Genomic DNA, 25,295 nt, shown 5'->3' on the forward strand with positions numbered 1-25,295 from the left:
TTCCCCCACTCGCACAAGGAGATTCCGATGACCGCGCTGCTCAACAAGCCCGAGACCACCTCCCCCGGCCACGGCGACGCCTTCACCCGCAACCTCTACAGCCTGCGCTACAGCCCCGACCTCGGCTGGCACGGCGGCACGCTCGCGCCGATGACCGACCTGCGGATGCACCCGGCCACCATCGGCCTGCACTACGGCCAGGTGATCTTCGAGGGGATGAAGGCGTTCCGCCAGGCCGACGGGTCGATGGCGGTGTTCCGCCCCTACGAGAACGCCCGCCGCTTCCAGCGTTCCGCCGCGCGCCTGGCGATGCCGGAGCTGCCGGAGGAGCTGTACGTGTCCGGTGTGGACCAGCTGGTGGCCGCCGACCAGGTCGAGCTGTCGGACGACCCGGACCACAGCCTCTACCTGCGGCCGCTCATGTTCGGCACCGACGCCAACCTGATGCTGCGCCCGTCGCAGGAGTACCTGTTCCTCGTGATGGCGTTCGTGGCCGGCGGGTTCTTCGGCGACAAGGTCGAGCCGGTGTCGGTGCTGATCTCCCGCGACCAGGCCCGCGCCATGCCCGGCGGCACCGGCAACGTCAAGTGCGCCGCCAACTACGGCCCGTCCTTCGTCGCCCAGCGCAGGGCCCAGGAGGCCGGCTGTCAGCAGGTGGTGTGGCTCGACGCCGCCGAGCGCACCTGGGTCGAGGAGATGGGCGGCATGAACCTGTTCTTCGTGCGCGGCAACGGCGCCGGCGCGGAGGTGTTCACCACGCCGCTGACCGGCACGCTGCTGCCCGGAGTCACCCGGGACTCGCTGCTCACGCTCGCCGCTCAGCACGGCTACCGGGTCGGCGAGTCGCCGGTGTCGGTGGACCAGTGGCGCGCCGAGTGCGCGGCCGGCACCATCACCGAGGTCTTCGCGTGTGGCACCGCCGCCGTGGTGACCCCGGTCGGCCGGGTCCGCGACCGCGACGGCGACTTCGTGATCGGCGACGGCGAGATGGGTCCGGTCACCGGCACGCTGCGCTCGGCGCTGATGGCGGTGCAGCGCGGCACCGTCCCTGACCCGCACGGCTGGCTGCACCACGTCCGGTGAACCGGGTCCTACCAGGCCGGGTCGACGCCGGCGGCGGCGGCGAGGGCGGCGAGCGCGTGCGGTGTCGCCAGCGTGTGCTCGACCAGCCCCGCCCCCGGCCCGGCGCCCGGCCGGTGGCCGCCCGCGACCGCGTCGTCGACCGCCATCGCGGCGGCGAGGCACTCGGCCAGCGCGGGCGGTCCGGTGTCGGTCAGCAGCACCAGGGTGCCGCCGAGGTGGCCCTGCCCCAGCACGGTCAGCGCCCACAGCGCGGCACCGGTCACGTGGTCAACACCCTGGGCAGCGCCATCGACACCGCCATCGACACCGCCCTCGACACCGCCCTCGACCCGGAAGGCGGGCGCGTCGGAGGGCACGAACAGGCACAGCGGGTCCGCGGCGCCCAGGCGTCCCACGCCGATCCGCGATGGTCCGGACATACGGCGATCCCCTCACAGCAGGGCCCCGACGAGCACGGGCACGGCGAACCGGGACTGCCCGGCCGAATGACTGACCAGCAGCAGGCCGCGCCGCACCAGATCGCGGACCAGCCCACCCGCGTCCGCGACGGTGCGGCCGGTGCCGGCGGCGACCTCGGCGAGGGTGCGGGCGGCACCGGCCAGCCCGACCAGCGCCGCGCGGTCGGCGGGGGCGAGCGCGGCGACCCGGGCGGCCAGCCGGGACATGAGGTCGGCGCCGACCAGCGCGGCGGGGTCGGCGCGCAGCACCTCGCGCAGCGTCGGCAGGTCGTAGACCGCCAGCCAGGACGCGGCGGCGGCCAGCGCGGGCGGCAACCCGTCGGTCAGCGCGCAGACCTCGGCGATGTCGGGGGCGTCGGCGGCGGACAGGTGCCGGGCGGCGGCGACGTGGTGGACGAACAGGCGCACCGCGGGTTCGTCGGCGAGCACGCGGGGCTCGGTGGCCACCGGCACCGGCAGCGGCGCGAGCAGGAACGGCCGCTCGCCGGGCAGGCCGCACGGGCCGTCGGCGGTGACCAGCACCCGCAGGCGCGGGCAGTCGCCGAGCAGGCCCAGCAGCGCGTCGGCGCGGGGGCGGGCGCCGGTGACACCGTCGACCACCAGCAGGGTGTCGCGGTCCCCGACCAGCTCGGCCAGCGCGGCGCCACCCCCGCTCGGGTCGAACAACGCGGCGGCGACCGAGCCGACGACACCGGCGAGCCGCAGGTCACGCACGGGCTGGGTGAGCGGACCGTCGGCGTGCGGCGCGCTGACCCACAGCACCGGGGTGCCCGCCCGGTGCAGCCGCGCGGCCACCTCGGCGGCCAGCCGGGTCCTGCCGACACCGGGAAGGCCGTGCAGGGTCAGCAGCCGGCCCTCGCCGCTGTCCAGTTCCCGCACCACCGCACCGAGTTCGGCGTCGCGGCCGAACATCGGGGTGAGCACGGTCGGCGGCGCCGCGACGTGCGGGCCGTACTCCTCGCGCAACGCCCGGCCCGCCCGCACACCCGCCGCCAACTCCAGGTCCTCACTCGCGCACCGGCCCAGCCGCAGGGCGCCGGTGAGCAGCCGGACGGTGTCCTGCCGGGGCCGGGCCTTGCCGCGTTCGAGGTCGCGGATGGCGCGGACGCTCACGGTGGACAGGTCGGCGAGCATGCGCTGGGTCAGGCCGACCGACGTGCGGTGCCTGCGTAACAAGGGGCCGAACTGGGTCACGCTGTCGTCCGCCAGTGCGGTGTTGGCCATCACTCGTCCTCCCGGTCGCACGGTGTGCATGGCCCACTGTCGCGCCGGTCGGTTATCACCCCGGCATCCCCGGCTTAACCCCGTCACCAGCCACAACGCCGGACCGGGCCGAGCTGCCGGGGTGCAAACGCCGGGATAACCCCGGGATAAAGCCGGCCCATAGCGTCGAAGACGTCAAGCGAGACACCAGCCAGAATCCAGGGAGGAACCCCATCATGTTCCGCACCGTCGCCGCCGCCGCCCGCCTCGCCGTCGCCACCGCCGTCACCGTCGCCGCCCTCACCGCCGGCGCCGCCGCGATCGCCACCGCCGACGTCACCGACACCGTGCCCCCCACCACCAGCACCGACACGCCCGCCCCGCCGCCCAGCGACCCCTGGGACTGACCCGCTACTCCTCCGGCCGTCGCGTGCCGCTGATCCGCGCGAACATCCGGTCGGCGGCGACCCGCTCCCGCTCCATGCCCCGTTCGGCGAACACCGCCACCGCCTGCTCCAGCAACCCGGCCGCCTCCGCGGGCTCGCCCGTCCGCTCCAGGACGCCGGCGAGCGCGGTCCGGACCACCGCACCACCGCGGTGGTCCATGATCGTTTCGCGGACCTCCAGCGCCTCGGTGAACCAGCGTCGTGCCATCTCGTACCGGCCGGCCGCGGCCGTCACCTCGCCGAGGTTGAACAGCAGGTGCCCCTCCCCGATCACGTCCCGGCTGCGGCGCACCATCGCCAGCACCTCCACGAGCGTGCGCTCCGCCTCGTCGTGCGACCCGCTGCGGGCCTGCACCTGGCCGAGCCGGCGCAGCGCCCGCGCCACACCGCCCGCGTAGCCGACGCTCCGGTTGATCTCCATCGCGTCCGCGAGGTCGGCCCGCGCCGCGGCGAACTCCCCGCGCCGGCTCAGGATGTGCGCCCGCTGGGTCAGCACGGTCGCCCGGCCGACGATGTCCTCCACCCGCCCGAAGTCGGCGATCGCCTGCCCGTACAGCGACAGCGCCAGGTCGTCCTCTCCCGCCCGGCGGGCCAGCAGCGCGAGGTCGCGCCGGCACAGCCCGGCGCCGCGCGGTTCGTCCAGCGCCACGAAGTCGGTCAGCGCCGCGTTGAGCGTCTCGTGGGCGCGCGCGTTCTGGCCCCGGGTCAGGTACAGCGTCCCCAACGACCCGAGCAGCGCGGCCGTGCCCAGGATGTTGCCGGCCGCCCGGGTCGCGGTCAGCGCCGTCTGGTGGGTCTGCTGCCACTCGTCGAGGTGGCCGCGCAGCTCGCACAGCGTCGCGACGGTGACCGCCAGGTCCCAGCTCGCCTCGTGCAGCCCCGCGCCGACCGCCTGCCCGACGGCCGCGCACATGTTCTCCAGCTCGCCGGCCATCCAGTCGAGCGGGTCGGTCATCGCCTGGGCGACGTACTCCGGGTCCGGTTGCCAGCGGACGCCCGCGCCGTGCAGGACGGTGAAGTCGCCGCCGTACACCCGGCGGTGGGCCTGTTCGGCCAGCGCGAGCCAACCGCCGACGACCCGCTCCACCGCGCCGGCCCGGCGTGCCGGCGGGATCTCCGCGCCGGCCTTCTCCCTGGCGAACAGCCGCAGCATGTCCAGGAAGCGGTAGCGGAACTCGCCGGTCCTGGCCACCGACGAGACCTCCAGCATCTGGACGTCGACGAGCGGTTCGAGCAGGTCGGACGGGAAGGGTCGGTCGTCGTCGAGCACGGCACCGGCCAGCCAGCCGGGCAGTGACGGCCCGTCGAACTGGCTGAGCAGCGCGAACAGCTCGCGGGACCGGCTGTCCAGGCCGTCGTGGGTGAGCGAGAGGCTGGCCCGGATGGTCATCTCGCCGTGGGCGAGCTCGTCGAGGCGGTGCCGTTCGCTGGCGAGGCGGTGCACCATCGACGCGAGCGTCCAGTGCGGTCGCGCCGCCAGCCGGGCGGCGATGATCCGGACGGCGAGCGGCAGACCGCCGACGGTCGCGACGAGCGCCTCGGCCGCCGCGTGTTCGGCCGCCACCCGCTCGGTGCCCAGCACCGCGCCGAACAGCGCGAGCGACCGCGCGGCGTCCAGCACGGGCAGGTCGATGCGGTGCGCGCCGGGCACGCCGGTGAGCCGGGCGCGGCTGGTGACGATGACCGCGCAGGTGCTGCTGCCGGGCAGCAGCGGGAGGACCTGGCGTTCGCTGGTGGCGTCGTCGAGCACGACGAGGACCCGCCGCCCGGCGAGCAACGTGCGGTACATGTCGGACCGGCCGTCGAGGTCGTGCGGGATCATCGGGCCGGGGATGCCCAGGGCGCCGAGGAACCGGCCGAGCACGTCGAACGCGGCGCTCGGCTCGGCGCGGGTGCCCCGCAGGTCGCAGTACAGCTGGCCGTCGGGGAACTGCTCGGCGGCGACGCGGTGGCCCAGGTGCGCGGCGACCGTGCTCTTGCCGACCCCGGGCCGCCCGGTGATCACGACGACGCCGACCGCGCGGTGGCCGCCGGCCAGCACCGCCTGGGCGCCTGTCAGCACCGCCTGGGCGGCGTCCAGGACGGTGTCGTGGCCGACGAAGTCGGCGGTGTCGGCGGGCAGCTGGCGCGGGCAGGCGGTCCGTGACGCCGGTGGCCGCGGCTCGGGTTCCTCGGGTTCGCCGGCGGCGTCGGGGACGAGCAGGCGTTCGTCGCCGGCGAGGATCGCGTTCTCCAGCAGCCGCAGCTCCGGCCCGGGTTCGAGCCCGAGTTCCTCGATGAGCATGTCGCGGCTCTCGCGGTAGGTGTCGAGCGCCTCGGCCTGCCGCCCGGAGCGGTACAGGGCGATCATGAGCAGGGCTCGGAGCCGTTCCCGCAGCGGGTTCTCGTGGGTCAGGTGGGTGATCTCGCCGACGAGCGTGCGGTGGCGTCCGAGGTGGAGTTCGAGTTCGAGGTAGTCCTCGATGGCGCTGAGGCGTTCCTCGTCCAGCCGCAGCGCGCGGGTGCGCAGGGCGCGGCTCTCCATGCCGTCGAGGCAGCCGCCGCGCCACAACGCGACCGCGGCGCGCAGCATGCCGGCCGCCTCGGCGGTCCGCCCTTTCCTGGCGATGGCCCTGGCGCTGGTGACCGTGGTCGTGAAGGTGTGGGCGTCGAGGTCCTCGCCGGGGATCCGCAGCAGGTAGCCGGGCCGTTTGGTCTCGATGACGACGTTCACGCCGCCGATGGCGAGGTTCTTGCGCAGCCGGGACACGCAGATCTGGACCTGGGTGCGGGCGGTGTCCGGCGGGTCCTCGTCCCACAGCGCGTCGACGAGGTTGTCGATGCTGACGACCTGGTTCGCGTCCAGCAGCAGGAAGGCGAGGATCACCTGCTGGCGGCCGGGCGGGATGCGGACGGGGCCGTCGGGCCCTTCCACGTCCACCGGGCCGAGTATGCGGAAGGTGGGGTTCGGGTCCTGCGCAACCAATTCATTTGCCATTTCTCGACGAGCACACGGTTCGACGTCGCCCCGGCCAGAGGTGGACGATCCTTCAATCTACGTGGTAATGGCCGCGTCTGACTATCACTCCGGTGCCCCAACATGTGCGCCATCCGACACGAGGTGGATTCCCCCATTCGGGCCATCAAGGCCGGGCGCCGGGATAACACGAGGATATCGGCGGGATGCCGGGGGTCGGAAGTATCAACGACACGCCCCCGGTACCAGAGGAGAAATACCCCATGGCCGGCAGAACTCCCAGCCTCCCGCCGAGCGAGGCCCTGATGGCGGCCGGTGTGGACCACGTCCGCCTGCTGTACGCCTACCTGGACGCGGGGGAACTGGATGCCTACGCGTCGCTGGTGCACGAGCACACCGAACTGCGCGGTGTCGGCCCGCGTGACGCCGACGGCCGCGAGGACGCGGTCCGCGTGCTGCGCGCGCTTCCGCCGGGCGCGCACGATCTCCGCACGATCGAACCCGGCGACCGGACGGTCACCGTGACGGGGCAGTACACCACCCCGAACGGAACGGTCGGTTTCGCCGACGTCTTCACCCTCTCCGACTGCGGACTGATCCACAGTCACCACCGGCGTCCGCCGACGCCCGCAGGTTCCTGATGAGCGCGGTGGACTTGCCCGCGACGACCGCCGCGACGTAGCGGTTGACCACCGGCAGCCGCGCGGCCAGCAACGCCGCCCGCCGCACCCGCAGCTGTGTCGGCGAGGTCGGCAGGAACCACCGGGCGCCACCCCGGGCGGTTTTCTGCTTCTCCTCGGCGATCGGCCGCCACAGCCGTTCGTACTCGGCGAGCGCGTCACCGAGCGAGGGTGCCTGATCCACCTGGTGTGCCAACAGATAGGCACCGGCGATCCCCAACGACGCGCCCTGCCCGGCGAGCGGCGAGACCGCGTAACAGGCGTCCCCCACCAGCACGACCCGCCCCCGGCTCCAGTTCGGCATCACGATCTGGGCGACCTGGTCGTAGTACACGTCCTCGGAGGGTGGGCACCGGTCGAGCGCCTCCGGCACGACCCACCCCAGACCGCGACAGAACTCCCGAACGCCCGCCCGAAAGTCGCCTGGCAACGTCGGATCAGGTGTGCGGTGGACGGCGAAGGCGGCGACCCGCCCGTCGCGCAGGGCGTAGAAGCCCATCTGCCGCCCGACCGTGTCGGTCAGACAGAACTGTCCTCGGATCGCGTCGTGGATCCGCGGCGCGTCGAACTGATAAGCGGCGGTGTGGAATCCGAGATACCGCAGGAACCGTTTCTCGTCCCCGAACACCAACCGCCGCACCGACGAGTGCACACCGTCGGCGCCGACCAGCAGATCGGCCGCCAGCTCCGACCCGTCAGCCAGGCCCACCCGAACGGAGTCACCACGATCAACGACGTCGACGACGGCGGAACCGAACCGCAGTTCCACCGCCGGGGGCAGGTGCTCACGCAGCATCCGCTCAAGGTCGGGCCGCAGCACGCTGAGCAGTCGCCCCCCGACTGCCCCGGCGAACCGACCGAAGTCGATCCCCGCACGCCGGCGCCCCTGCCCGTCGAGCAAACTCGCCTCCTCCACCCGGTACGCGACGTCCTCCAGCGCGGGCAGCAGCCCCATCGCCTCGATGGCGTCGTAGCCGGCCCCAAAGAAGTCGATCATGTACCCCTGGGGCCGGGGTCCTGGCGACCGCTCCACCACCACGACGTCGTTGCCCAGCGACGACAACCGGTTCGCGATGGCCAACCCGGTGATCCCCGCACCACACACCACGACCTTCATCAGCCCTCCTCCCGCCCCACGAGCCGACGCACGACAGCGACCACTGCGGCGGGATCCGCGCCGACGCCCAGTCCCCGGTGCAGAAGCACCCCGTCCACACAGGCCGCCACGACCGAAGCCGTCTCCTCCGCCAACGGAACCCCCCGCTCCCCGAACCAACTCCCCAACCGCCGCCGAAACCCGTCAACGACCCCGACGATCTCCGCCCGGAGCCCCTCGTCGCGGGTGGCGGCCAGATAGGCCTCGACGAACAACAGTGAGGTCGGATCGTTCCCCGAGTACTGGTCGGTCGACCCCAGCAACACCTCAACGGCATCGGCCGGCGTGCGGGCGAGCCCGAGGATCCCGTCGACCCCGTCCAGCACCTGCCGCATGGCCCCCACCGCCGCCTCGTTCAACAACGCCCCCAGCGACGGGAAGTGGTAGTGCACCACGCTCGGCGTGACCCCGGCCCGTTCGGCCAGGACCCGCGTGCTCACCGCCGTCCACCCCCGCTCGGGAATGAGCTCCGCCGCGGCGGCCAGCAACCGCTGCCGCACCTCCTGTCCGCGCACCGCCGCCGTCACCGTACCTCCTACCAGGGCGATCGCCCTGAACACTCGTCCTGTACGACTGCCCTGATCGTAGCCCACCCGTCAACGACGGAAGCGCTGGCAACCACACTTCGGGGTGCTTCCGCTCGGTCAGGCTCTCCCCACACCTGACGGACCATCTCTGCCGGGAGAAGGCGCGACCCGGTACAGGGAGCGGATCCAGGTGACGCGGCGATGACCGACGTCGCCGGTGACCGGAGTCGACGACGAGGGCCCGCGGTTGGCCGTGGCGCTACTGCTGACGTTCACGCCCCGCGAACGCGCAGAAGCGCCGCTGGCGGCTACTCGATGACCGTGTAGGTGATGCCGTTCCATTCGGTGGGCCCGCTGGATCCCGCCGCCGAGAAGTGGATCTCGAAGTTCATCGTGGCGCCCTCGGGGGACAGGTCGCCCACGCCCTGGGTTTCGCAGTGGTCCTTGCCGCCGTCGATGCGTTCCTCGAACGTCTGGCCGTTGTTCGTGGCCTTGAGGTACGGGGCGAGGCTGTCGGCCGCGACGTCGCAGATGGTCAGGTCGTCGAGGTCGCGGCCGTGGTCGTCGTCGGCGTGGTCGTTCCACTCGACGGTGGCGACGATCTCGCCGTGGTGGTAGATGGGACGGACGTACCCGTCGGGTGTCTGGACCGTGAAGTCCTTGGCGAAGCCGCCGAGAACGGCGTGATGGTCCGAGCACGGCCCGCCGCACCCGTTCGGAATGGGCAGCACGTCGATCTCGTCGTAGCCACCGCCCAGGCGGTTCTCGCTGACGAACACGTAGTCGATCTTCTTGCCCCTGGCGCCGCATCCCGGTGGCGCCGGGTGGATGTCACGGTCGTAGTACTTGGTGAACTGGCCGTACCCGAGGCACGGGTAGCTGCCGTCACCGCCGGTCCTGTCGTCCAGCTCCCGGAACTCGCCGACGTTGTCCCCGTTGACCTCGGTGTCGACACTCGCGGAGTACAGCTGGTTGAGCCGTCCCTCGTGGGGTTGGGTGTTGAGATCCCCGGCCAGGACGACCACGTCCCCGGCACTGACGTACGAGTTCACCGTGGCGGCGACCTGGCCGACCTGCGTGTCGCGAACACCGTCGGCACCCGGGCTGATGTGGGTGGCACACATCTTGACGCTCGTGTTCGCCCGCAACATGACACAGCGCAAGGAAAACACCCGGTTCGCGAAGTCCGGATCGTTCACCAGCCTGGTCACCTCGGCGGGGCTGCTGGCGGCCAGCTCGTACCGGCTGTAGATCCCGGTGCCGACCGTCCCGGTCCCGTCGCAGCCACCCCGCCGATCCATGACGTCGAACCGCGAGTAGTTCGCGCCCTGCGGCCAACCGTTGCGTTGCAGCCAACCCTGCACGTTCTTGTACTGACCCTGACACAACTCGTTGAGCACCACGAAGTCCGGATCACGCTCGGCGATCACCGCCTGCACGGCCCTTGCCTGTTCGGTGACCGAACCGGCCGACAGACCGCCCCAGACGTTCCACTGCAGGACGGTGAACTTCCCGTCCGCGATCGAGGCACTGCCCGGCTGGGCCGGTGTCGCGACCAACCCCGCCACCACCAAGACCCCCGCCAGGACCCCACTGACGACCCGACGCCCCATGGTTCCCCCTCACGACACGACCCGCGAACCGGAAGCCACCCTAACCCGTGACCGATTGCCGGGGCAGCGTTTCCGTGCGAAGATCGACCGCCGACTCGGCGGGGGGCGCGGCACGGGGTTGAGTCGGATCCACCACTGGAGTGACCCATGTCGAGAAGCCGCGCGCTCGCCGCGTTCGTCAGCGGAGTCCTGTTCACGGCGTTGGTCGCCGTGGCTCCCTCAGTCGCCGAGGTCGCACCGGCCGAACGGGCGGCCGCCGGCGAAACCGGCGACAGCTTCGTCGCCCTGGAACCGAGGCGGGTGCTCGACACCCGCACCGGGCTCGGCGGGCGGACCGGTGCGGTGGGGCCGGGGCAGGCGATCGTCGTCGACCTGTCGTCCTCGGCGATCCCCGCGAGCACCACGGCCGTCGTGCTCAACGTGACCGTCGTGTCCCCCACCAGGGAGACCTACGTGACCGTGTACCCGGACGGGCAGGCGCGGCCGACCGTGTCCAACCTGAACGTCGCCGCCGGAGACATCCGGTCGAACCAGGTCACCGTCGCCGTCAGCGGCGAGGGCCGGATCGCCCTGTACAACAACACGGGCAACGCGCACCTGGTCGCCGACCTGAGCGGCCGCTACGAGCGCACCCTCGCCGGCAGGTTCACCGCGCTCACCCCCAGGCGCGTGATGGACGGCTACTCGGTCGGCCCCCGTGGCACCACCGTCCTCGACCTGACCGGCCGGGTGCCGGCGTCGGCGAGCGCGGTGACGTTCAACCTCACGGCCATCCGGCCGACCTCGGACACCTTCGTCACCGCCTGGCCGGCCGGCGCGACCCAGCCCACCTCGTCGAGCCTCAACATCGGCGCCGGGGACATCCGGCCGAACCTGGTGACCGTCCCGGTCGGCGGCAACCGCAAGGTGAACCTGTACAACCACAACGGCACCGTCGACGTGACCGTGGACCTCGCCGGCTTCTACAGCGCCGCGTCCGGCTCCTACTTCCTGCCGGTGACACCGACCCGCGTGCTGGACACCCGCACGTCCGGCGGCACGCTCGGCGCGGGCACCACCCGGGCCATCCCGGCGACCACACCGGACAACGCCACGGCGATGGTGCTGAACGTGACCGGTGTGCAGCCGACCACCGCCACCTGGCTCGGGGCCTGGACACCGCTGTCCGGCGACCAGCCCGTCCCCGTGGTCTCCTCGCTGAACCTCTCCGCCGGGGAGATCGCCGCCAACCTCGCCGTCGTCGAACTGCGTCCCGGCGCGAACCCGTTGGTGTACAACAACTCCGGCCTGACCAATGTGGTGGCCGACCTGTCCGGGGTGTTCGTCGCGCCGACGCCGTCCTGCGCCACCGGCTGCGCGTACACCTGGGGCGCCAACGAGCGGTGGCAGCTGGGCTCGGGCCTGCGGTACTACCCCGGACCGAGGCGGGTCGTCGACCTGTCCGGCGTGGTCGCCCAGGCCAGCGCGATCGACGACCTGTCCCGCTACGCCCTGCTGGCCAACGGCACCGTGGTCGCGTGGGGCGACAACCGCGCCGGCCAACTCGGCGGCGGCTGGACCGGCGGGATGTCCCCGACCCCGGTCGTGGTGACCGGCCTGACCGACGTCACCGCGATCGCGACCACCCACGGCACGGCCGTCGCGCTGCGCTCCGACGGCACGGTGTGGGCGTGGGGGTCGTCGGCCGCCGCCGGGCAGCCGTCCTCGGTGCCCGTGCGGGTCGGTGCGCTCAGCGGCGTCACCGCCATCGCCGCCGGCTGGTCGACGGTGTACCTGCTGCACAGCGACGGCACGGTGTGGGAGTGGGGCCATCGCAACAACAACAACGCCTGGACCCCGGTCCAGGTAGCTGGCCTGACCGACGTGGTCTCCGTGGCGGCGCCGCACGGCAGGGGAATCGCCGCCCGCGCCGACGGCACGGTGTGGACCTGGCCGCACGACGGCACCCCCACCCAGATCCCCACCCTCACCGACATCACCGAGGTGGCCGCCGGCGACCTCACCGGCTACGCCCTGCGCACCGACGGCACGGTCTGGGCCTGGGGTGACGGGCACTGGGGCCAACTGGGCAACGGCGTCGACTGCTCCGCGGGCAACCCACCCGGCTGCTACGTCGACACCCCGGTGCAGGTGGTGGGTCTGACCGACGTGGTCGCCCTGCCGACCGGCTACCTCCGACTCAACGGCTACGCCCTCCGAGCCGACGGCACAGCCTGGTCGTGGGGCGAGTGGGAGCACCTGGGCACCCCGGCCAGCCGGGACATGAGCACACCGGTACGCGTGGACCTGCCCTCCGGCGTCACCTCACTCAGCGCGGCGGGGGCCGTCGTCGGCTAGTGCCCTCAGCGGCGGTCACCGATACCGGAACAGGTCCCGAACGGCCCGACCCGCCGCCTGCCGGTGATTGTCGGGGTGCGCCGCTAGCCTTCAGCCGTCACGTCGCAGGGATGGTCAATGGAGGAAGCGTGGGCTGGCTGGACGCCGCATCCGGTTATCAGGTTCGGATCGGGGACGGTGGGCGGGTGCAGTGTCGCAACGCCAAGGGCAGGGTGCTCTCGTCGGTGCCGCCGGCGCTGAAGGAGGACCCGCAGGTGGTGCGGTTGCGCCAGCTGACGGAGTGGCTCGACCGCCACGAGGCGGCGTGCCGGGCGCGCGTCGACGAGTGGATGGTGCGGTCGTTACCGGTGCCCACCGCCCTGGTGGTCCAGGTGTGGGCCGACCCGGCGTGGGCCGCCGCCCTGCGTGACCTCGTGGTCGCGGCCGGGCCGGGCGAGGTCGGGTTCCTGCGGGACGCGGACGCCAGCCGCGGGTTGGGCGTGGTCACGCTCGACGGGGACACCGTGCGCCTGCGGCCGGAGAGCGTCCGCGTTCCGCATCCGGTGCTGCTCGACGACCTCGACGAACTACGCGAGTTCGGCGCCGAACTGGGGGTGGAGCAGCAGGTGCGGCAACTGTTCCGGCAGACCTTCGGCAAACCGGCGGAACTCCCGGCCGGACAGACGTCGGTCGCCGACTTCCGTGGGGGGCGGTTCGAGCAGCTCAACCACGCGTTCAGCCGGTGCCGCACGCTCGGCTACCCGGTGCGTGGCGGCGACGCCGTCCACACCGCCCACGAGAACGGTGTCGCGGTCGAAGCTCGGTTCTGGTTGGGCGGCGACCATCCGGAGGGCGAGACGTGGACGGGGGACCTGCGCTGGGCGCTGGCCGACGGCACGGCACTGCACCTCGCCGACGTTGGGCCGGTCGCGTGGTCGGAGGGAATGCGGATGGCGTCGTCGATCCACGCCGGCCGTGTGGTCGCCGAGGACGAGGCGGTGGCCTGAGATGAGCGGGAACGCAACGGCTCTGATCGCGGCGGGTGCCGTCCTGCCGGGCGACGTCGGGCCCGGCGACGACCGGGACACCATCACCGCCCGGCACTACACGCATCCCGCGCTCGACGGGCGTGTCGTGGTTCGGCTCGTGCCCGCCGTGCTCGGGGTGGCCGAGGACCTCACCTGCGAGTATCTCGGGTTCGACGCGCCGAGCGTCACCGCCGAGGTCGGGACGGGCAAGCGCAGCGCGCTCGGGTTCCCGGCGTGGGCGCTGGTGCACGACCCGGCCAACGGCCACCACGCGCTGAACCTCGTCAAGGACGTCGAGCGGCTGGCCCGCACCGCCAGGTCCAAGGCCGGTGCGGCCAAGGACGGGTTCACCGCGCTCGGCGACATGCTGGGCCGGTCCGCACCACACCTGCTGCCCACGTTCTACGAGCAGGCGGGCCGGATCTTCCTCGACCACGGCAACACCACCTACGCCGCGACCATGTTCGGCAAGGCACGCGAGGCCGAGGAGGTGCACGACCTCACCGTCGACCCGGACCGCCTGCGTGAGGTGTTCCTCGAGTTCGCGTTCGCCGGCGCGCTCACCGCGAAAGCCCTGTCGGCGCACGCGAAAGGGCTGGCCCGCCGGCACGACCCCGGCGAGGCCTACGAGCTGTTCCTGACGTTGTGCGTCGAACGGACCCGCGGCGGGCTTCCCCCGTACACCGGCCTGCCGGAGGACCTGCGGCGGCTGGCCCGCGCGGCGAAACGCAACCTCGCCGACGAGGACGAGCGGCTGCTGCGCGCGGTGCTGGACACCTCGGCGATCGACGGCGCGACCGCCGCGTTCTGGAAGTCCTACCGGGACGCGCTGGTCCGTCTCGCCGACCGGGACGACGCCGTGCGCGACCGGGTGCTGCGGTTCGTGCCGTCGTCGGTGGCGGCGTTGGACACGTGGCTGGACATCCTCACCGCGTGCGGCGCGACCCGGGCGCTCACCGAGCCGTCGACCGGCGAGCCGGGGGCGGTGTCGCCCGCCGGGTGGCTCTCGGCGGTGTGCCGGGTGCGCACCACGGGCTGGCGCCGCACGTCACGGTCGCGTCGGCTACTGGAGCTGGTCGAGGCCATGGCGACGCGCCTGGCCGCCGACGGCCAACCGGTGAACGCGCTGATGGGCTGGCGGAACAACGAGCTGGACCTGATCGACCTGTTGCTGGCGCACGGCGTCGAGGTCACCGGAGACAACGGCCGTCTGCGGTTCGAGGTCGACGGGTGGCTCGGCGACGAGGAGCCGGGCGGCCGTGACCTCGCCGCGCTGGGCGCCACCGGCCGGTACGCGGACGCGCTCGGCGACGGCCTCGTCGACCATCTGCGGTCCGGTGCCAGGGACGGGATCGCCGACCGGGACGCGCTCGTCGGCGCCCTGGCGGTGCCCGGGTTGCGGGCCGCGTTGGGCCGCTGGCTCACCGCCCGCGCCGGGCGGGCGCGACCGCCCGGTCTGCCGGGGCTGGCCGACCGGTTGGGGGAGCTGGCGGTGGCCGGGCACGGCGAGGCGTTCGCCGACGTCCCGGAGGCGGCCGAGGCGATCGCCGCCACGGACGTGGCGGCCGTGCTGCACACCACGCTGCGCGCCGGTCTGCTCGACGAGCTGGGCTGGCCGGCCCTCGACGACGCGGTGACGCGCCTGCGGGTGGGTGGCCGCAAGGACGAGCCGGTGGTGGTGTGCGGGGAGGGCTGGCCGGCACTCGTGTTGCGTCGCGGCGAGCACGTCGTGGTCGTCGGGCCGGACGGGGTGCTCGCCGAGCACGTCCTGCGCATCCCGCCGGACGTCCACCGCCACAGCTGGTCGTTCGCGCCGACCGTGTCGTGGTTCGACGGGCGGCTGCTGGTGCGCTGGCAGGATCGCGACGGCGTCTCGGCGTACTGGAGCGACGCGCCGAGCACGGTGTTCACCCCGGCCGGTGAGTCGCGTGGGTACCACCAGCGTGAGAACCACCGGCCGTCGATCGCGCTCGCGGACGGCGCCCGTTTCGGTGGCCATCGCGCCGTCCGGCCGGGTGATCGTGAGGTCACGACGGGCAGCGCGGCGTACGGCGACGGGACGACGGTGTGGACGCTGGCCCACCGCCGCGACCTGTGGCGGTGGGTGGAGGTCGATCCGGCGACCGGCGACCAGGGGCGTGCCAGCCTGCCGGCGTTCGTCGAGGACTTCGCCGCCGACGGCGCCGCGCTGGACCTGGTGACGTGCTCCCTGTGGCCGGCCGTTCCGGCCACGCTGGACAGTCCACTGGGGATGGCGAACGGCCTGCACGGGTGGCGGGTGCGCAAGGAGGCCGACGGCGGCCACCGGGGCGAGCGGGTGGACGGCCGCGTCGTGCGGTTCCCCGAGGGCCGGCCGACACCCGCCGGGCTGCTGACGTTGCCGGGCGGCGTGGAGTTGGCGTTCGGCGAGAACTACCACCAGGTGGTCCTGCTCGACGAGGGAGGCGAGCCGCTGGCCGAGGTGACCGCCAGGACCGCCCATCCCCTCTACGCGGCCGGCACCCCGCTGGTGGCGCCGCGCGGCTGGTGGCATCTGCTCCGGCCGCGCGACGAGGCGGGTTCGGCGGCGCTGCGGCAGGTGTCCCGCGCGGCGGTGGACGCCCTGATCGCCGCCGCCACCGAGGAACTCGACAACGAACGACCCGACTCCGCCGAGCGGTACGCCGCGCTCGTGGGCGGTGAACGCGACGCGCTCGCCACCGCGGTCACCGACGCCCTGCCCGGCCTGTCCCACCCGGCGCTGATCGCGGGGGTGATCGACGTGGTGGAGCTGGCGGCGTTGGTGCTGCGCGGCCACCGCGCGTTCGGTGCCGTCGCCCAGGCGGCGCGGGAGGCCGACCTCGACGCGCTCGCGCCGGCCGGGCCGGTCGTCACCGAGGACGAGCTGAACACCGCGCTGGGCTGGTACGAGGGTGCCCGCCGCTACTACGGGAACGCCAGCCCGTCGTCGACGTCCGCGTTGCCCGACCTGCTCGCCGCGCTCACCGAAACCACCACCCGGCTGCCCGCGCGGGAGCGGTCACTGCCGGTGAGCAACGACCGGTGGTACGGCGTGCTGCCGCACCTGGCGGCGCTGGCCCACCGCGCCGCCTCCCCGCTCACGCCCGACGACCACCGCGACGCGCTGGTCTTCGCGCTGCGGACCGTCGCCGACAGCGGTTTCGCCGACGACGACGGGCACTGGCGGGTGGTCACCGTGACCGCCCCGACCGACGGCGACGCGCGCACCGACGGCGTGGTGCCCACGCCCGACGGCTTCCTCGCCCTGTTCCACGCGAACCGGTACCGGGCCGAGGGGGCGTGGTGCACCGGGCTGCAGTACACCGCCGCCGCGGGCCGGTTCGCGCTGCCGCCTGGCTGGCGGCTGTCCGACTCGACCGGGGTGGCGCAGCCGTTCGGGCGCGAGCGGATCGCCCGCTTCCTGGACGTGCTCGCCGAGCGCGGGCCGGCGCCGTGGCGGCCCGAGGCGGTACCGGCGCTGGTCGAACGGACCGGGCTCGGCGCGGCGGAGGCGACCGTGCTGCTGGCCGGCATGCCCGAGGTGCGCGACTGGGCCGCCACCTATCTGGACGCGCCCCGGCGGAAGCTGCTGGGTCTGTCGGCGGCCGAGGCCAAGGCCGCCCGGCAGCGCCTGCGGGTGCTCAGCGACGAGTACCGGCACGCGCTGCTGGCCGCCGCCGTGCCGGAGGACCCGGCGCTGCTGTGGACCACCGGCCCGGACGTGGCCGCCGTCGCCGACGTGTGGACCGCGACACACGGGGTGCGGCAGGCCGTCCCGGACGACGTGCTGGTGGACGCCGCCAAGCAGCTGCCGTTGAACAACGCGACGGACCTGGTCACCAGCCTCGTCAACCCGGACACGACGGCGTGGCTCACCGAGGAACCGGACCAGCGGTTCGTCGAGGCCACGCTGACCAACCACAACGACCAGGCCCTCGCCGCCGCCACCCTGCGGGTGCTGCCGGGTGCCCTGCTGTGGCTGGCGCAGCGGCTGCCGGTCGGCTCGCCGTCGCGGGCCCGGTTGCCGGAGGCGCTCGACCTGGCCCGCCAGCGGGTGGCGTCCCCCGGTTTCGCGGTCGACCTCGGCCGGTGGAACACGGCCGAGCCGGTCTGTCGTCTGCTGGGCGCCGAACGGCCGCCCGAGGGCACGGTCGTCGACCATCTCCCGTGGCTGCACCTGGTCGGCAACCAGCACGGGTACTGCGGTGTGGTGGTGCGGCCAGGGCTCGCCGGCCCCGAGGACCGGCCGCTGCTCGCCGCGCTCGCGGAGATCACCGGCGACTCGTGGCTGCCCGAGGTGCTCGACGCCCTCGCCGACGACCGGACGACCGCGGCCTGCGCCGCGACCGCGCCGGCGGACACCGACCCGGCGCTCGCCCCGCAGGACCCGACGGTGACCGCCCCGGACCTGGTGCGGGAGGTCGCGGCCAGGTTCGGCCTCGACGAGGACGCCGCCGTGCTGTACCTGCAACTGCTGGCCCTGCCCGACCCGACCGACGCCAACACCGCGCGCTGGACGGGCTGGAAACCGGCGCGGCTCAAGGCGGCCAGGGCCGCGCTCGCCGCCACCGACCTGGTGCTGACCGCCAAACGGGCCAGGGCGGGCCGGTCGCTGTTCCTGCCAGGCGGCTGGCTCGCGCTGAACCGGCCGCACCTGCCGCTGGAGTCGTGGAAGGCGCCGATGTTCGGGTTCACCGACACGCCGGTGGGGGTGGTGGTGCCGAGGGAGCCGCTGGGTGACCTGTTCGCCCGCGCCTGGCAGCGGATCCTCGACGGCGACACGCCCGCCTACGAGCAGCTGCGGACCGGAGGCCGCCGATGAGTTCCGCCGCACGGCAGGTCGAGCCCGCCGAGGACGCGTTCGCCGAGGAGTTGGCGTTCCTCGCCGCCCACGACGACGGTCCCCGGCCGCCGGGTTGGCGGCTCACGCCGCGCGCGGCCGTCACGTTCGTCACCGGCAGCGGCGGCGACACCCTCGCCCTGCCCTCGGGGGTGACGGTGCCCGGGGTGCCGGCCCGGTTGGCGATCGGCCCGAAGTTCGTCGGCGAGCGCGCGCTGGTGGAGCGGGCGGTGGTCACGCTGGCGGGCGAGCGCGGGCTGCTGCTGGTCGGTGAACCCGGCACGGCCAAGTCGATGCTCTCCGAGCTGCTGGCCGCGGCCGTGTCCGGCGACAGCCAGCTCGTCGTGCAGGGCACCGCCGGCACCACCGAGGACCAGCTGCGCTACGGCTGGAACTACGCGCTGCTGCTCGCCGAGGGCCCGAGCCCCCGGGCGCTGGTGCCCTCGCCGGTGATGACGGCGATGCGCACCGGCGGTGTGGTGCGGGTGGAGGAGGTCACCCGCTGTCTGCCCGAGGTGCAGGACGCGCTCGTGTCGATCCTGTCCGACCGGCGGCTCGCGGTGCCGGAGCTGTCCGGCACCGACGGGGCCACGGTGCACGCCGCGCCCGGGTTCACCGTGATCGCCACGGCGAACCTGCGGGACCGGGGCGTGTCGGAGATGTCGGCGGCGCTCAAGCGCCGGTTCAACTTCGAGGCGGTGGGCCCGATCGGTGACCTGGCGCGGGAGATCGCGTTGGTGCGCCGGCAGGCGGTCACCGCGCTGGAGCGGGTGAACGCGCCGTTCGCGCTCGACGACGTGGTGCTTGAGGCGCTGGTGACGGCGTTCCGTGACCTGCGGGCCGGGGTGTCGGTGGAGGGCTGGTCGGTGGAGCGGCCCTCGACGGTGATGAGCACGGCGGAGGCGGTGTCGGTGGCGACCTCGCTCGGCCTGGCCGACGCGTACTTCCCCGGCGACCGCGACCCGCTGTCGCTGCTGCCGGGGCACCTGCTCGGCGTGGTCCGCAAGGACGACCCGAGCGACGCGGCCCGGCTGCTGGGTTACTGGGACGGCGCGGTGCGGCGGCGGGCCGAGACCGGTGCGCGGACCTGGCGACGGCTGTGGGAACTGCGTGACGTCCTCGACGGCTGACCCGGAGGTGGTCGGGCGGCTCGCGGCGCACCGCACGCCGTACCTGGTCGGCGTGCGGCACCACTCCCCCGCGCTCGCGGGCGTGCTGCCCGCGCTGCTGGACGCGGCCGAGCCCGACGTGGTGCTGGTCGAGCTGCCTGAGGAACTCGGGGAGTGGTTGCCGCACCTGGGTGATCCGGCGTTGACGGCGCCGGTCGCCCTGTCCGGCGCGCACCGCGACGGGTCGGGGTTGGCGTTCTACCCGTTCGCCGACTTCTCCCCCGAGTTGGCCGCGATCCGGTGGGCGCGCCGCGCGGGGGTGCCGGTGCGGCCGTGTGATCTGCCGCTCGCGTATCGCGACGGGTACCGGGCGGCCGGCGGCGGGGCGTCGCCGCTGGCCGACGCGTTGCGCCGCACCGTCACCGGCCGCGACGACGAGGACCTGTGGGACCGGCTGGTCGAGGCACCCGCGCCGGGGCAGGACCCGGAGTCGTTGCGGCGCACGGCGTTGATGGTCGGCTGGGCCCTGCGCGCGGACGCCGCCGGGTCCGCGACCGGGGTCGACCCGCATGACCTGCGCCGCGAGGCGTGGATGCGGCGCGTGGTCGCGGCGCAGGGTGACCGGCGGTGCGCCGCGGTCGTCGGCTCGTTCCACGCGGCCGCGCTGCTCGGCGGGCCGGCGGGCGAGTTCGCGCGGGTCCACGGGGAGGTCGTGACCTCGCTGGTGCCCTACGGGTTCGACCTGCTGGACGAGCGGTCCGGGTATCCGGCGGGGATTCGCGACCCAGAGTGGCAGCAGGCCGTGCTGGGCGCGGGTGGTGATCCGGCGGCCGTCGAGGCCGCCGCGGCGGCGGTGATCGTGCGGATCTGCGCCAGGATCCGCGAGTTGGGGCACCCGGCCGGTCCCGGTGAGGCGCGGGAGGCGCTGCGGCTGGCCGTGGACCTCGCCCGGCTGCGGGGGTTGCCCGCGCCGGGTCGCGGTGAGGTCGTGGAGGCGGTGCAGACCGTGCTGACCCACGCGGAACCGTGGGGGCGCGGCCGGGTCGTGGCGCGCGCGGCGGGTGACGTGCTGGTCGGTCACCGCACCGGTGTACTCGCTCCTGGCACGCCGCGCTCCGGTCTCGCGCCCGCTGTCGAGGCGTTGGTGGAGGAGCTGGGGTTGCCGGGGCCCGGCGCACGGGAGGCGGTGGCGCTGCGGCTGGATCCGCTGCGTTCCCCACTCGACGCCCGCCGCGAGCTGACCCTGCGGCGGTTGACCGTGCTGGGCGTGCCCTACGGCGAACCGACCGCGACCACCGGTGTCGGCGGCGCGGACGCGCTGACCACGCGGTGGACGGTGACGTGGACCCCGGCGACCGCCGCGACGCTGCCGGTGGCCGGGAGGTGGGGCCCGACGGTGGAGCTGGCGGCGCTCGGGACGCTGCGGGCCCGCCGGTCCGGTCGCGAACAGGGCGAGGGCCACACGCCCGCCGCCGTCCTCGCCGACCTGGCCGACGCGGCGGTGTGCGGGCTGCCTGACCTGGTCGGCGACCTGCTGGGTGATGTGGCGACCGTGCTGCCGGGCGCTGGCACCCTCGACGAGTCGCTGACCGCGCTGGACCTGGTCGACCGGCTGCGCGCCGGTCACCTGCCCGGTGTCCCGGCCGGGGTGCTGGACGCGCATCCGACGCTGTCCCGGGAGTTGGAGACCGCGGCGGTGGCCCAGGTGGCGGGGTTGGCGGGCGCGACCGATCCGGCCGACGCCCGGGCGCTGGTGGAGTTGGGGCTGCGCCACGACGCGCACGGCTCGGGGTTGCGGCTCGCGGCGGCCCTGCGGGCGCTGGCCGACGACGGCACGCCGCTGATCGCGGGCGCCGCGGGGGCGGTGCGGGTGCTGCTGGGTCTCGCCTCGGCGGGGGAACTGGGCGAGCGGATGGCGTCGTGGCTGGACAACGCGACCGGCCCGGACCGGCGGACCGTGCTGCGGGACGGTCTGACCGGGGTGCTCGCCGCGGCGAGTCCGCTGCTGGAGGCACCCGAGACGCTCGACCCGCTGCTGGACCGGGTGGAAGCCCTGTCCGACAAGGACTTCCTGGACCGGCTGCCCGCGCTGCGGGGCGCGTTCACGTCGATCGGTCCCGGCGCGCGGGCCCGGGTGCTGGCGGTGGTCGAGCAGCGCACCGGGGACCGTGTCGACGTGCCGCGCGCCGTCGATCCCGAGCAGCTGGCCGGGTGGCTGGCGGCCGAACGCACCGCGCTGGCAGCCCTGGACGCCCACGGCCTCACACCGTCCACTCAGGACTTCAAAACGGACCGGCCGGCACTTCGGACGTCCACTGTGGACGAAGCGGTCGAGCTGCCGGCCGGACTGCGGTGGCGGCTGGTGCTTGGCCGGCGTGGCGACCGGCCCCAGGGTGGGGCCCGGTACGCGGCGGCGCTCGACGAGCTGTACGGGCGGGAACGCGGCGAGGGCGCGGCCGGCGGCGACCTCGGCGCGGACCTGTCCGACCCGTTCCCCGACGTGCGCGAGTGGTCCGACGAGCTGGTGGCGCTGTTCGGCGAACGCGTGCGGGAGGAGGTACTCGCGGCGGCGGTCGAGGGCGGCCGGTTCGAGGCGGCGCTGGAACTCGATCCCGGCGCCGTGCGGCCGTCGGTCGACCTGCTGCGCAACGTCCTGTCGCTGGCCGGCGGGCTGTCCGAGTCGGCGCTGGCGACACTGCGGCCACTGGTGGCGCGGCTCGTGCGGGAGCTGGCCGACCAGCTGGCGACGCGGGTCCGGCCAGCGCTGCGCGGCCTGCTGCTGCCGACCCCGACCCGGCGGCCCACCGGTCGCCTCGACCTGCCACGCACGCTGCGCGCCAACCTCGCCACCGCCCGCCGGGGCCAGGACGGGCGGGTCGCGGTGGTGCCGGCGCGGCCGGTGTTCCGCTCGCGCGGCCGGCGCGCCAACGACTGGCGGCTGGTGCTGGTGGTGGACGTGTCCGGGTCGATGGAGGCCTCGACCGTGTGGGCGGCGCTGACCGCGTCGGTGTTCGCGGGGGTGCCGTCGCTCTCGACGCACTTCCTCGCGTTCTCCACCGAGGTCGTCGACCTCACCGACCGGGTGAGCGATCCCCTGTCGCTGCTGCTGGAGGTGCGGGTCGGCGGCGGCACGCACATCGCCGGCGCGCTGCGCCACGCCCGGTCCCTGGTGACCGTGCCGGAACGCACGATGGTCGTGCTGGTCAGCGACTTCGAGGAGGGCGGCCCGGTCGCGGCGCTGCTGGCGCAGGTGCGGGAGCTGGTGGCGTCGGGCGTGACGGCCCTGGGCTGCGCGAGCCTCGACGACACCGGCACGGCGCGGTACTCGACGTCGATCGCGGGTGCGCTGGTGGACGCCGGGATGCCGGTGGCCGCGCTCAGCCCGTCGGAGCTGGCCCGCTGGGTCGGGGAGAAGGTGCGCGGGTGACCGGTCTGCCCCCGGTGGCGCCCTCGGTGTTGGCCGACGTCCTCGACGACCTGCCGCCACGGCTGCGCACACGGGTCGACGCCGCGCTCGCCCGGGCGGCGGACTGGGTCGTGACCGTCGACGGCGACCAGGCCAGCGCTCCGCTCGACGACGAGACGACGGTGACGTGGCGGTTGAGCGGTGGCGTGCTGACCGCCTCGGACGCGCTGACCTGCTCGTGTCTGCTCGCACCCCGGTGCCTGCACCGCGGCGTCGCGGTCGCCGCCGCCCCGACCGCCGACCCGGTGTCCGTCGAAGCGCCACGGGAGGCCCCGGCCGAGATCCTGGCCGAGGACGTCACCGAGGACGTCACCGACGCCGAGCGCACGGCGGCGACCGCGCTGTGGTCGGCCGGGGCGACGGTGCTGCGGGCCGGCGCGTCGGGCAGCGGCACGGTGGTCCGGGCCGAGTTGCTGCGCGCGGTCCACCGGGCCCGGGTGGTGGGCCTGCACCGCGCGGCCGCGAGCGGGCTGCGGGTGGCCGCCGCCCTCACCGCCGCCCGCACGAGCGACCCGTCCTTCGACCGCGCGGAGCTGACCGAGGACCTGCTCGACCTGCTGCTGCTCTGCCACGACCTGCGCACCGGCACCGCCGCCCCGGCCCTGCTGCGCGGCACCGCCCGCCGCGAGTACCGCCCGGTCGGGTCGCTGCGGCTGTACGGGTTGTGCACCGAGGCCGTCGTCGCCGGCACGGGTCACGCCGGCGTGGTGACCCACCTGGTCGACGAGAGCGGGGTGCTGTGGAGCGTCCCGGCGATCCTGCCGGGAGGCGCGGAACGCGTTGCCACGGCGGCGAACGGCCCGGTGGCGATCGGCGAGTCCGGTCTCACCCACCGCGCGCTGGGCCGGTCGGGCCTGCTGCTGTCGGGCGGCACCGCGTCCCCCGACCACCGTCTTGGCGCTGGCCGCAAGGTCCGTGCGGTCGCCGCCCGGGGCGTCGGGTGGCACGAGGCGCCGGCGGTGAGCCTGTGGCAGGAGCCGCTGCCCGACCAGGTTTCGCGGGCGTTCGCCGCGCACACGCTGCCGGATTCCCACCGCCCGGCGGGCGCCGACCTGCTGTTCCTCGACGCGGAGGTCCTCGGCGCGGCGGGCCCGGCGCTGCGCGTGGCCACGGACGACACCCCTCTTGACCTGACCGGCGAGGACGACCGCACCCGCGAGAACCTGCGTGTCCTGGCCACCGCCACCGGTGCGCGGCTGCGCGTGATCGCCCGCCTGCTCCCCCACCACCCCGGCACCGCGGTGGCGCTCGCCGTCCAGGGCGATGCCCTCACCCTCCCGTCAGCGATGAACGGCACCGTCGATCTGGCACTGGACCGCCTCCAGCGCTCCCACGTCCCGACGGGCGAGGCCCGCGAACTCCTCCCACGCCGGCCGCCGGAGCAGCGGGTGCCGCCGCCGCTGCACCCGCTGCGCAACCTCGTGCACCGCATCGCCCTCGCGGGCCGCCCGGTGGCCACGGCCACGTCCGCCGACCGCGACACCGGTGCGCTGACCGCGAACGGCCTGGCCACCACGGCGTCCGTCCTGGCCACCCTGACCGCCACGACCCACGCCCGCCACCGGGACGCCTTCGGCCGCACCACCGACGACCACACCGACGACTTCCCCCGCGCGTGGCTGACCGCGGCCCTGCACCTGCGCGCGTTCACCACCGCCACCGCGCGGCAGGCCTGGCGGTCCCACACCGAGGCCTAGGTCGGTTCCCCTTCGGCCCCGCTCAGGCCGGGTCGGGGGCGTAGAACGCGGTGGTGGCCTCGACCGCGGCGGCGACGTGCGTCGGGTCGCCGCCGGCGGCCTGGTGGGCCTGTCCCCAGGCCGCGGCGCTGCGCCGGACGAACTCTGATGACTCGTGGTCGGTGTTCTCGTCGGTGTTGTCGTGACCGGCCAGCAGCCGGGCCAGGGACAGCAGACGCAGGTCCCAGCCGACGCCGCCGGCGCCGGGGCCGTAGGTCGGGAAGAGGGGCTCCTCGACGACCGCCGCGTGGATCAGCTCGAACTCGGTGTCGCCGGCCGGGCCGGGGGCCAGGCGCACCTCCACCTCGCTCGTGCCGGGCCAGGTGTCGGCCTCCGGCCCGTAGAGCCAGGACACCTTCAGCACACGCGGCGGCTCGCAGCGCAGGATCTCGCCGTGCTCGCCGCCGTCCAGCGCGAACGTCCCACCGGGCCGCAGGTCCCCGGTGACCGGTTTCAGCCAGCGGCGCAACCGTTCGGGGTTGGTCATCGCGTCCCAGAGGTCGTCGATCCCCGTGTCGTAGCGACGGCGCAGCTCGACGGTGTACGCGTCGCCGGCGGGCAGGTTGCCCGTGCCCATCGTGCGCCGCGTGGCGGCCAGTTCGTCCAGTACGTCCTTCATGTCATGTCCCTTCGCTGACGCGGGACAGAGCATAGCAGTCGTCACTTATATAAGCCCTC

The 25,295-nt window shown here is 74.2% G+C and carries 16 protein-coding genes; 9 read left to right on the plus strand and 7 right to left on the minus strand.

Annotated elements, in window-relative coordinates:
* The first annotated feature begins 27 nt into the window (after positions 1-27).
* A complete protein-coding gene (locus BLA60_RS29365) occupies positions 28-1,083 on the plus strand; it encodes a branched-chain amino acid aminotransferase (RefSeq protein ID WP_075136271.1) in 1,056 nt (351 codons plus the stop codon).
* Between the two features lie 8 nt (positions 1,084-1,091).
* Here the strand turns inward: BLA60_RS29365 and BLA60_RS29370 are convergent, their stop codons facing one another.
* Together BLA60_RS29370 and BLA60_RS29375 are read right to left on the minus strand one after the other, a co-directional pair.
* Positions 1,092-1,502, minus strand: coding sequence for a hypothetical protein (locus BLA60_RS29370; RefSeq protein WP_154814696.1), 411 nt, complete (start codon positions 1,500-1,502; stop codon positions 1,092-1,094).
* A 12-nt stretch (positions 1,503-1,514) separates the two neighbouring features.
* Complete coding sequence (locus BLA60_RS29375; protein WP_075136273.1) at positions 1,515-2,765, minus strand: helix-turn-helix domain-containing protein; 1,251 nt, start codon at positions 2,763-2,765, stop codon at positions 1,515-1,517.
* A gap of 215 nt (positions 2,766-2,980) precedes the next feature.
* Here BLA60_RS29375 and BLA60_RS43730 point away from each other — a divergent pair, with 215 nt between their 5' ends.
* Positions 2,981-3,151: a hypothetical protein gene (locus BLA60_RS43730; RefSeq protein ID WP_154814697.1), complete on the plus strand. Its 171-nt coding sequence runs from the start codon at positions 2,981-2,983 to the stop codon at positions 3,149-3,151.
* A 4-nt stretch (positions 3,152-3,155) separates the two neighbouring features.
* Here the strand turns inward: BLA60_RS43730 and BLA60_RS29380 are convergent, their stop codons facing one another.
* Positions 3,156-6,110, minus strand: a complete 2,955-nt coding sequence (locus BLA60_RS29380) for an AfsR/SARP family transcriptional regulator (protein WP_245812202.1) — start codon at positions 6,108-6,110, stop codon at positions 3,156-3,158.
* A 299-nt stretch (positions 6,111-6,409) separates the two neighbouring features.
* On the opposite strand from BLA60_RS29380, the gene BLA60_RS29385 reads away from it, so the two are divergent.
* Positions 6,410-6,787 (plus strand): nuclear transport factor 2 family protein, encoded by a 378-nt coding sequence (locus BLA60_RS29385; protein WP_075136274.1) that lies wholly within the window; start codon positions 6,410-6,412, stop codon positions 6,785-6,787.
* Here the strand turns inward: BLA60_RS29385 and BLA60_RS29390 are convergent.
* The 3 genes from BLA60_RS29390 to BLA60_RS29400 all read right to left on the minus strand — a co-directional run bounded on the left by BLA60_RS29390 (position 6,720) and on the right by BLA60_RS29400 (position 10,077).
* Positions 6,720-7,943 (minus strand): FAD-dependent monooxygenase, encoded by a 1,224-nt coding sequence (locus BLA60_RS29390; protein WP_075136275.1) that lies wholly within the window; start codon positions 7,941-7,943, stop codon positions 6,720-6,722. The genes BLA60_RS29385 and BLA60_RS29390 overlap by 68 nt on opposite strands.
* Positions 7,943-8,509, minus strand: coding sequence for a TetR/AcrR family transcriptional regulator (locus BLA60_RS29395; protein WP_425427102.1), 567 nt, complete (start codon positions 8,507-8,509; stop codon positions 7,943-7,945). Before BLA60_RS29395 ends, BLA60_RS29390 begins: the two co-directional genes overlap by 1 nt.
* Before the next feature lie 308 nt (positions 8,510-8,817).
* Positions 8,818-10,077 (minus strand): endonuclease/exonuclease/phosphatase family protein, encoded by a 1,260-nt coding sequence (locus BLA60_RS29400; RefSeq protein ID WP_162293026.1) that lies wholly within the window; start codon positions 10,075-10,077, stop codon positions 8,818-8,820.
* Between the two features lie 192 nt (positions 10,078-10,269).
* Here BLA60_RS29400 and BLA60_RS42465 point away from each other — a divergent pair, with 192 nt between their 5' ends.
* From BLA60_RS42465 to BLA60_RS29430, 6 genes are all read left to right on the plus strand, one after another.
* Entirely contained in the window at positions 10,270-12,459 is a 2,190-nt protein-coding gene (locus tag BLA60_RS42465) for an RCC1 domain-containing protein (RefSeq protein ID WP_084735362.1), read from the plus strand.
* A gap of 185 nt (positions 12,460-12,644) precedes the next feature.
* On the plus strand, positions 12,645-13,445 hold the full coding sequence (locus tag BLA60_RS29410) for a DUF4132 domain-containing protein (RefSeq protein WP_245812204.1): 801 nt from the start codon (positions 12,645-12,647) through the stop codon (positions 13,443-13,445).
* A 1-nt stretch (position 13,446) separates the two neighbouring features.
* On the plus strand, positions 13,447-18,288 hold the full coding sequence (locus BLA60_RS29415) for a hypothetical protein (protein ID WP_075136278.1): 4,842 nt from the start codon (positions 13,447-13,449) through the stop codon (positions 18,286-18,288).
* A complete protein-coding gene (locus tag BLA60_RS29420) occupies positions 18,285-19,436 on the plus strand; it encodes an ATP-binding protein (protein ID WP_075136279.1) in 1,152 nt (383 codons plus the stop codon). Before BLA60_RS29415 ends, BLA60_RS29420 begins: the two co-directional genes overlap by 4 nt.
* Positions 19,417-22,842, plus strand: a complete 3,426-nt coding sequence (locus tag BLA60_RS29425; RefSeq protein WP_245812205.1) for a DUF5682 family protein — start codon at positions 19,417-19,419, stop codon at positions 22,840-22,842. The genes BLA60_RS29420 and BLA60_RS29425 overlap by 20 nt, the downstream gene beginning before the upstream one ends.
* Positions 22,839-24,578, plus strand: a complete 1,740-nt coding sequence (locus BLA60_RS29430) for a hypothetical protein (RefSeq protein WP_075136280.1) — start codon at positions 22,839-22,841, stop codon at positions 24,576-24,578. The genes BLA60_RS29425 and BLA60_RS29430 overlap by 4 nt, the downstream gene beginning before the upstream one ends.
* A gap of 22 nt (positions 24,579-24,600) precedes the next feature.
* On the opposite strand, the gene BLA60_RS29435 is transcribed toward BLA60_RS29430, so the two are convergent.
* Positions 24,601-25,236, minus strand: coding sequence for an SRPBCC domain-containing protein (locus BLA60_RS29435; RefSeq protein ID WP_075136281.1), 636 nt, complete (start codon positions 25,234-25,236; stop codon positions 24,601-24,603).
* Positions 25,237-25,295 lie beyond the last annotated feature (59 nt).

Origin of the sequence: Actinophytocola xinjiangensis, from assembly GCF_001921215.1 — a bacterium.
Taxonomy (GTDB): Bacteria; Actinomycetota; Actinomycetes; order Mycobacteriales; family Pseudonocardiaceae; genus Actinophytocola; species Actinophytocola xinjiangensis.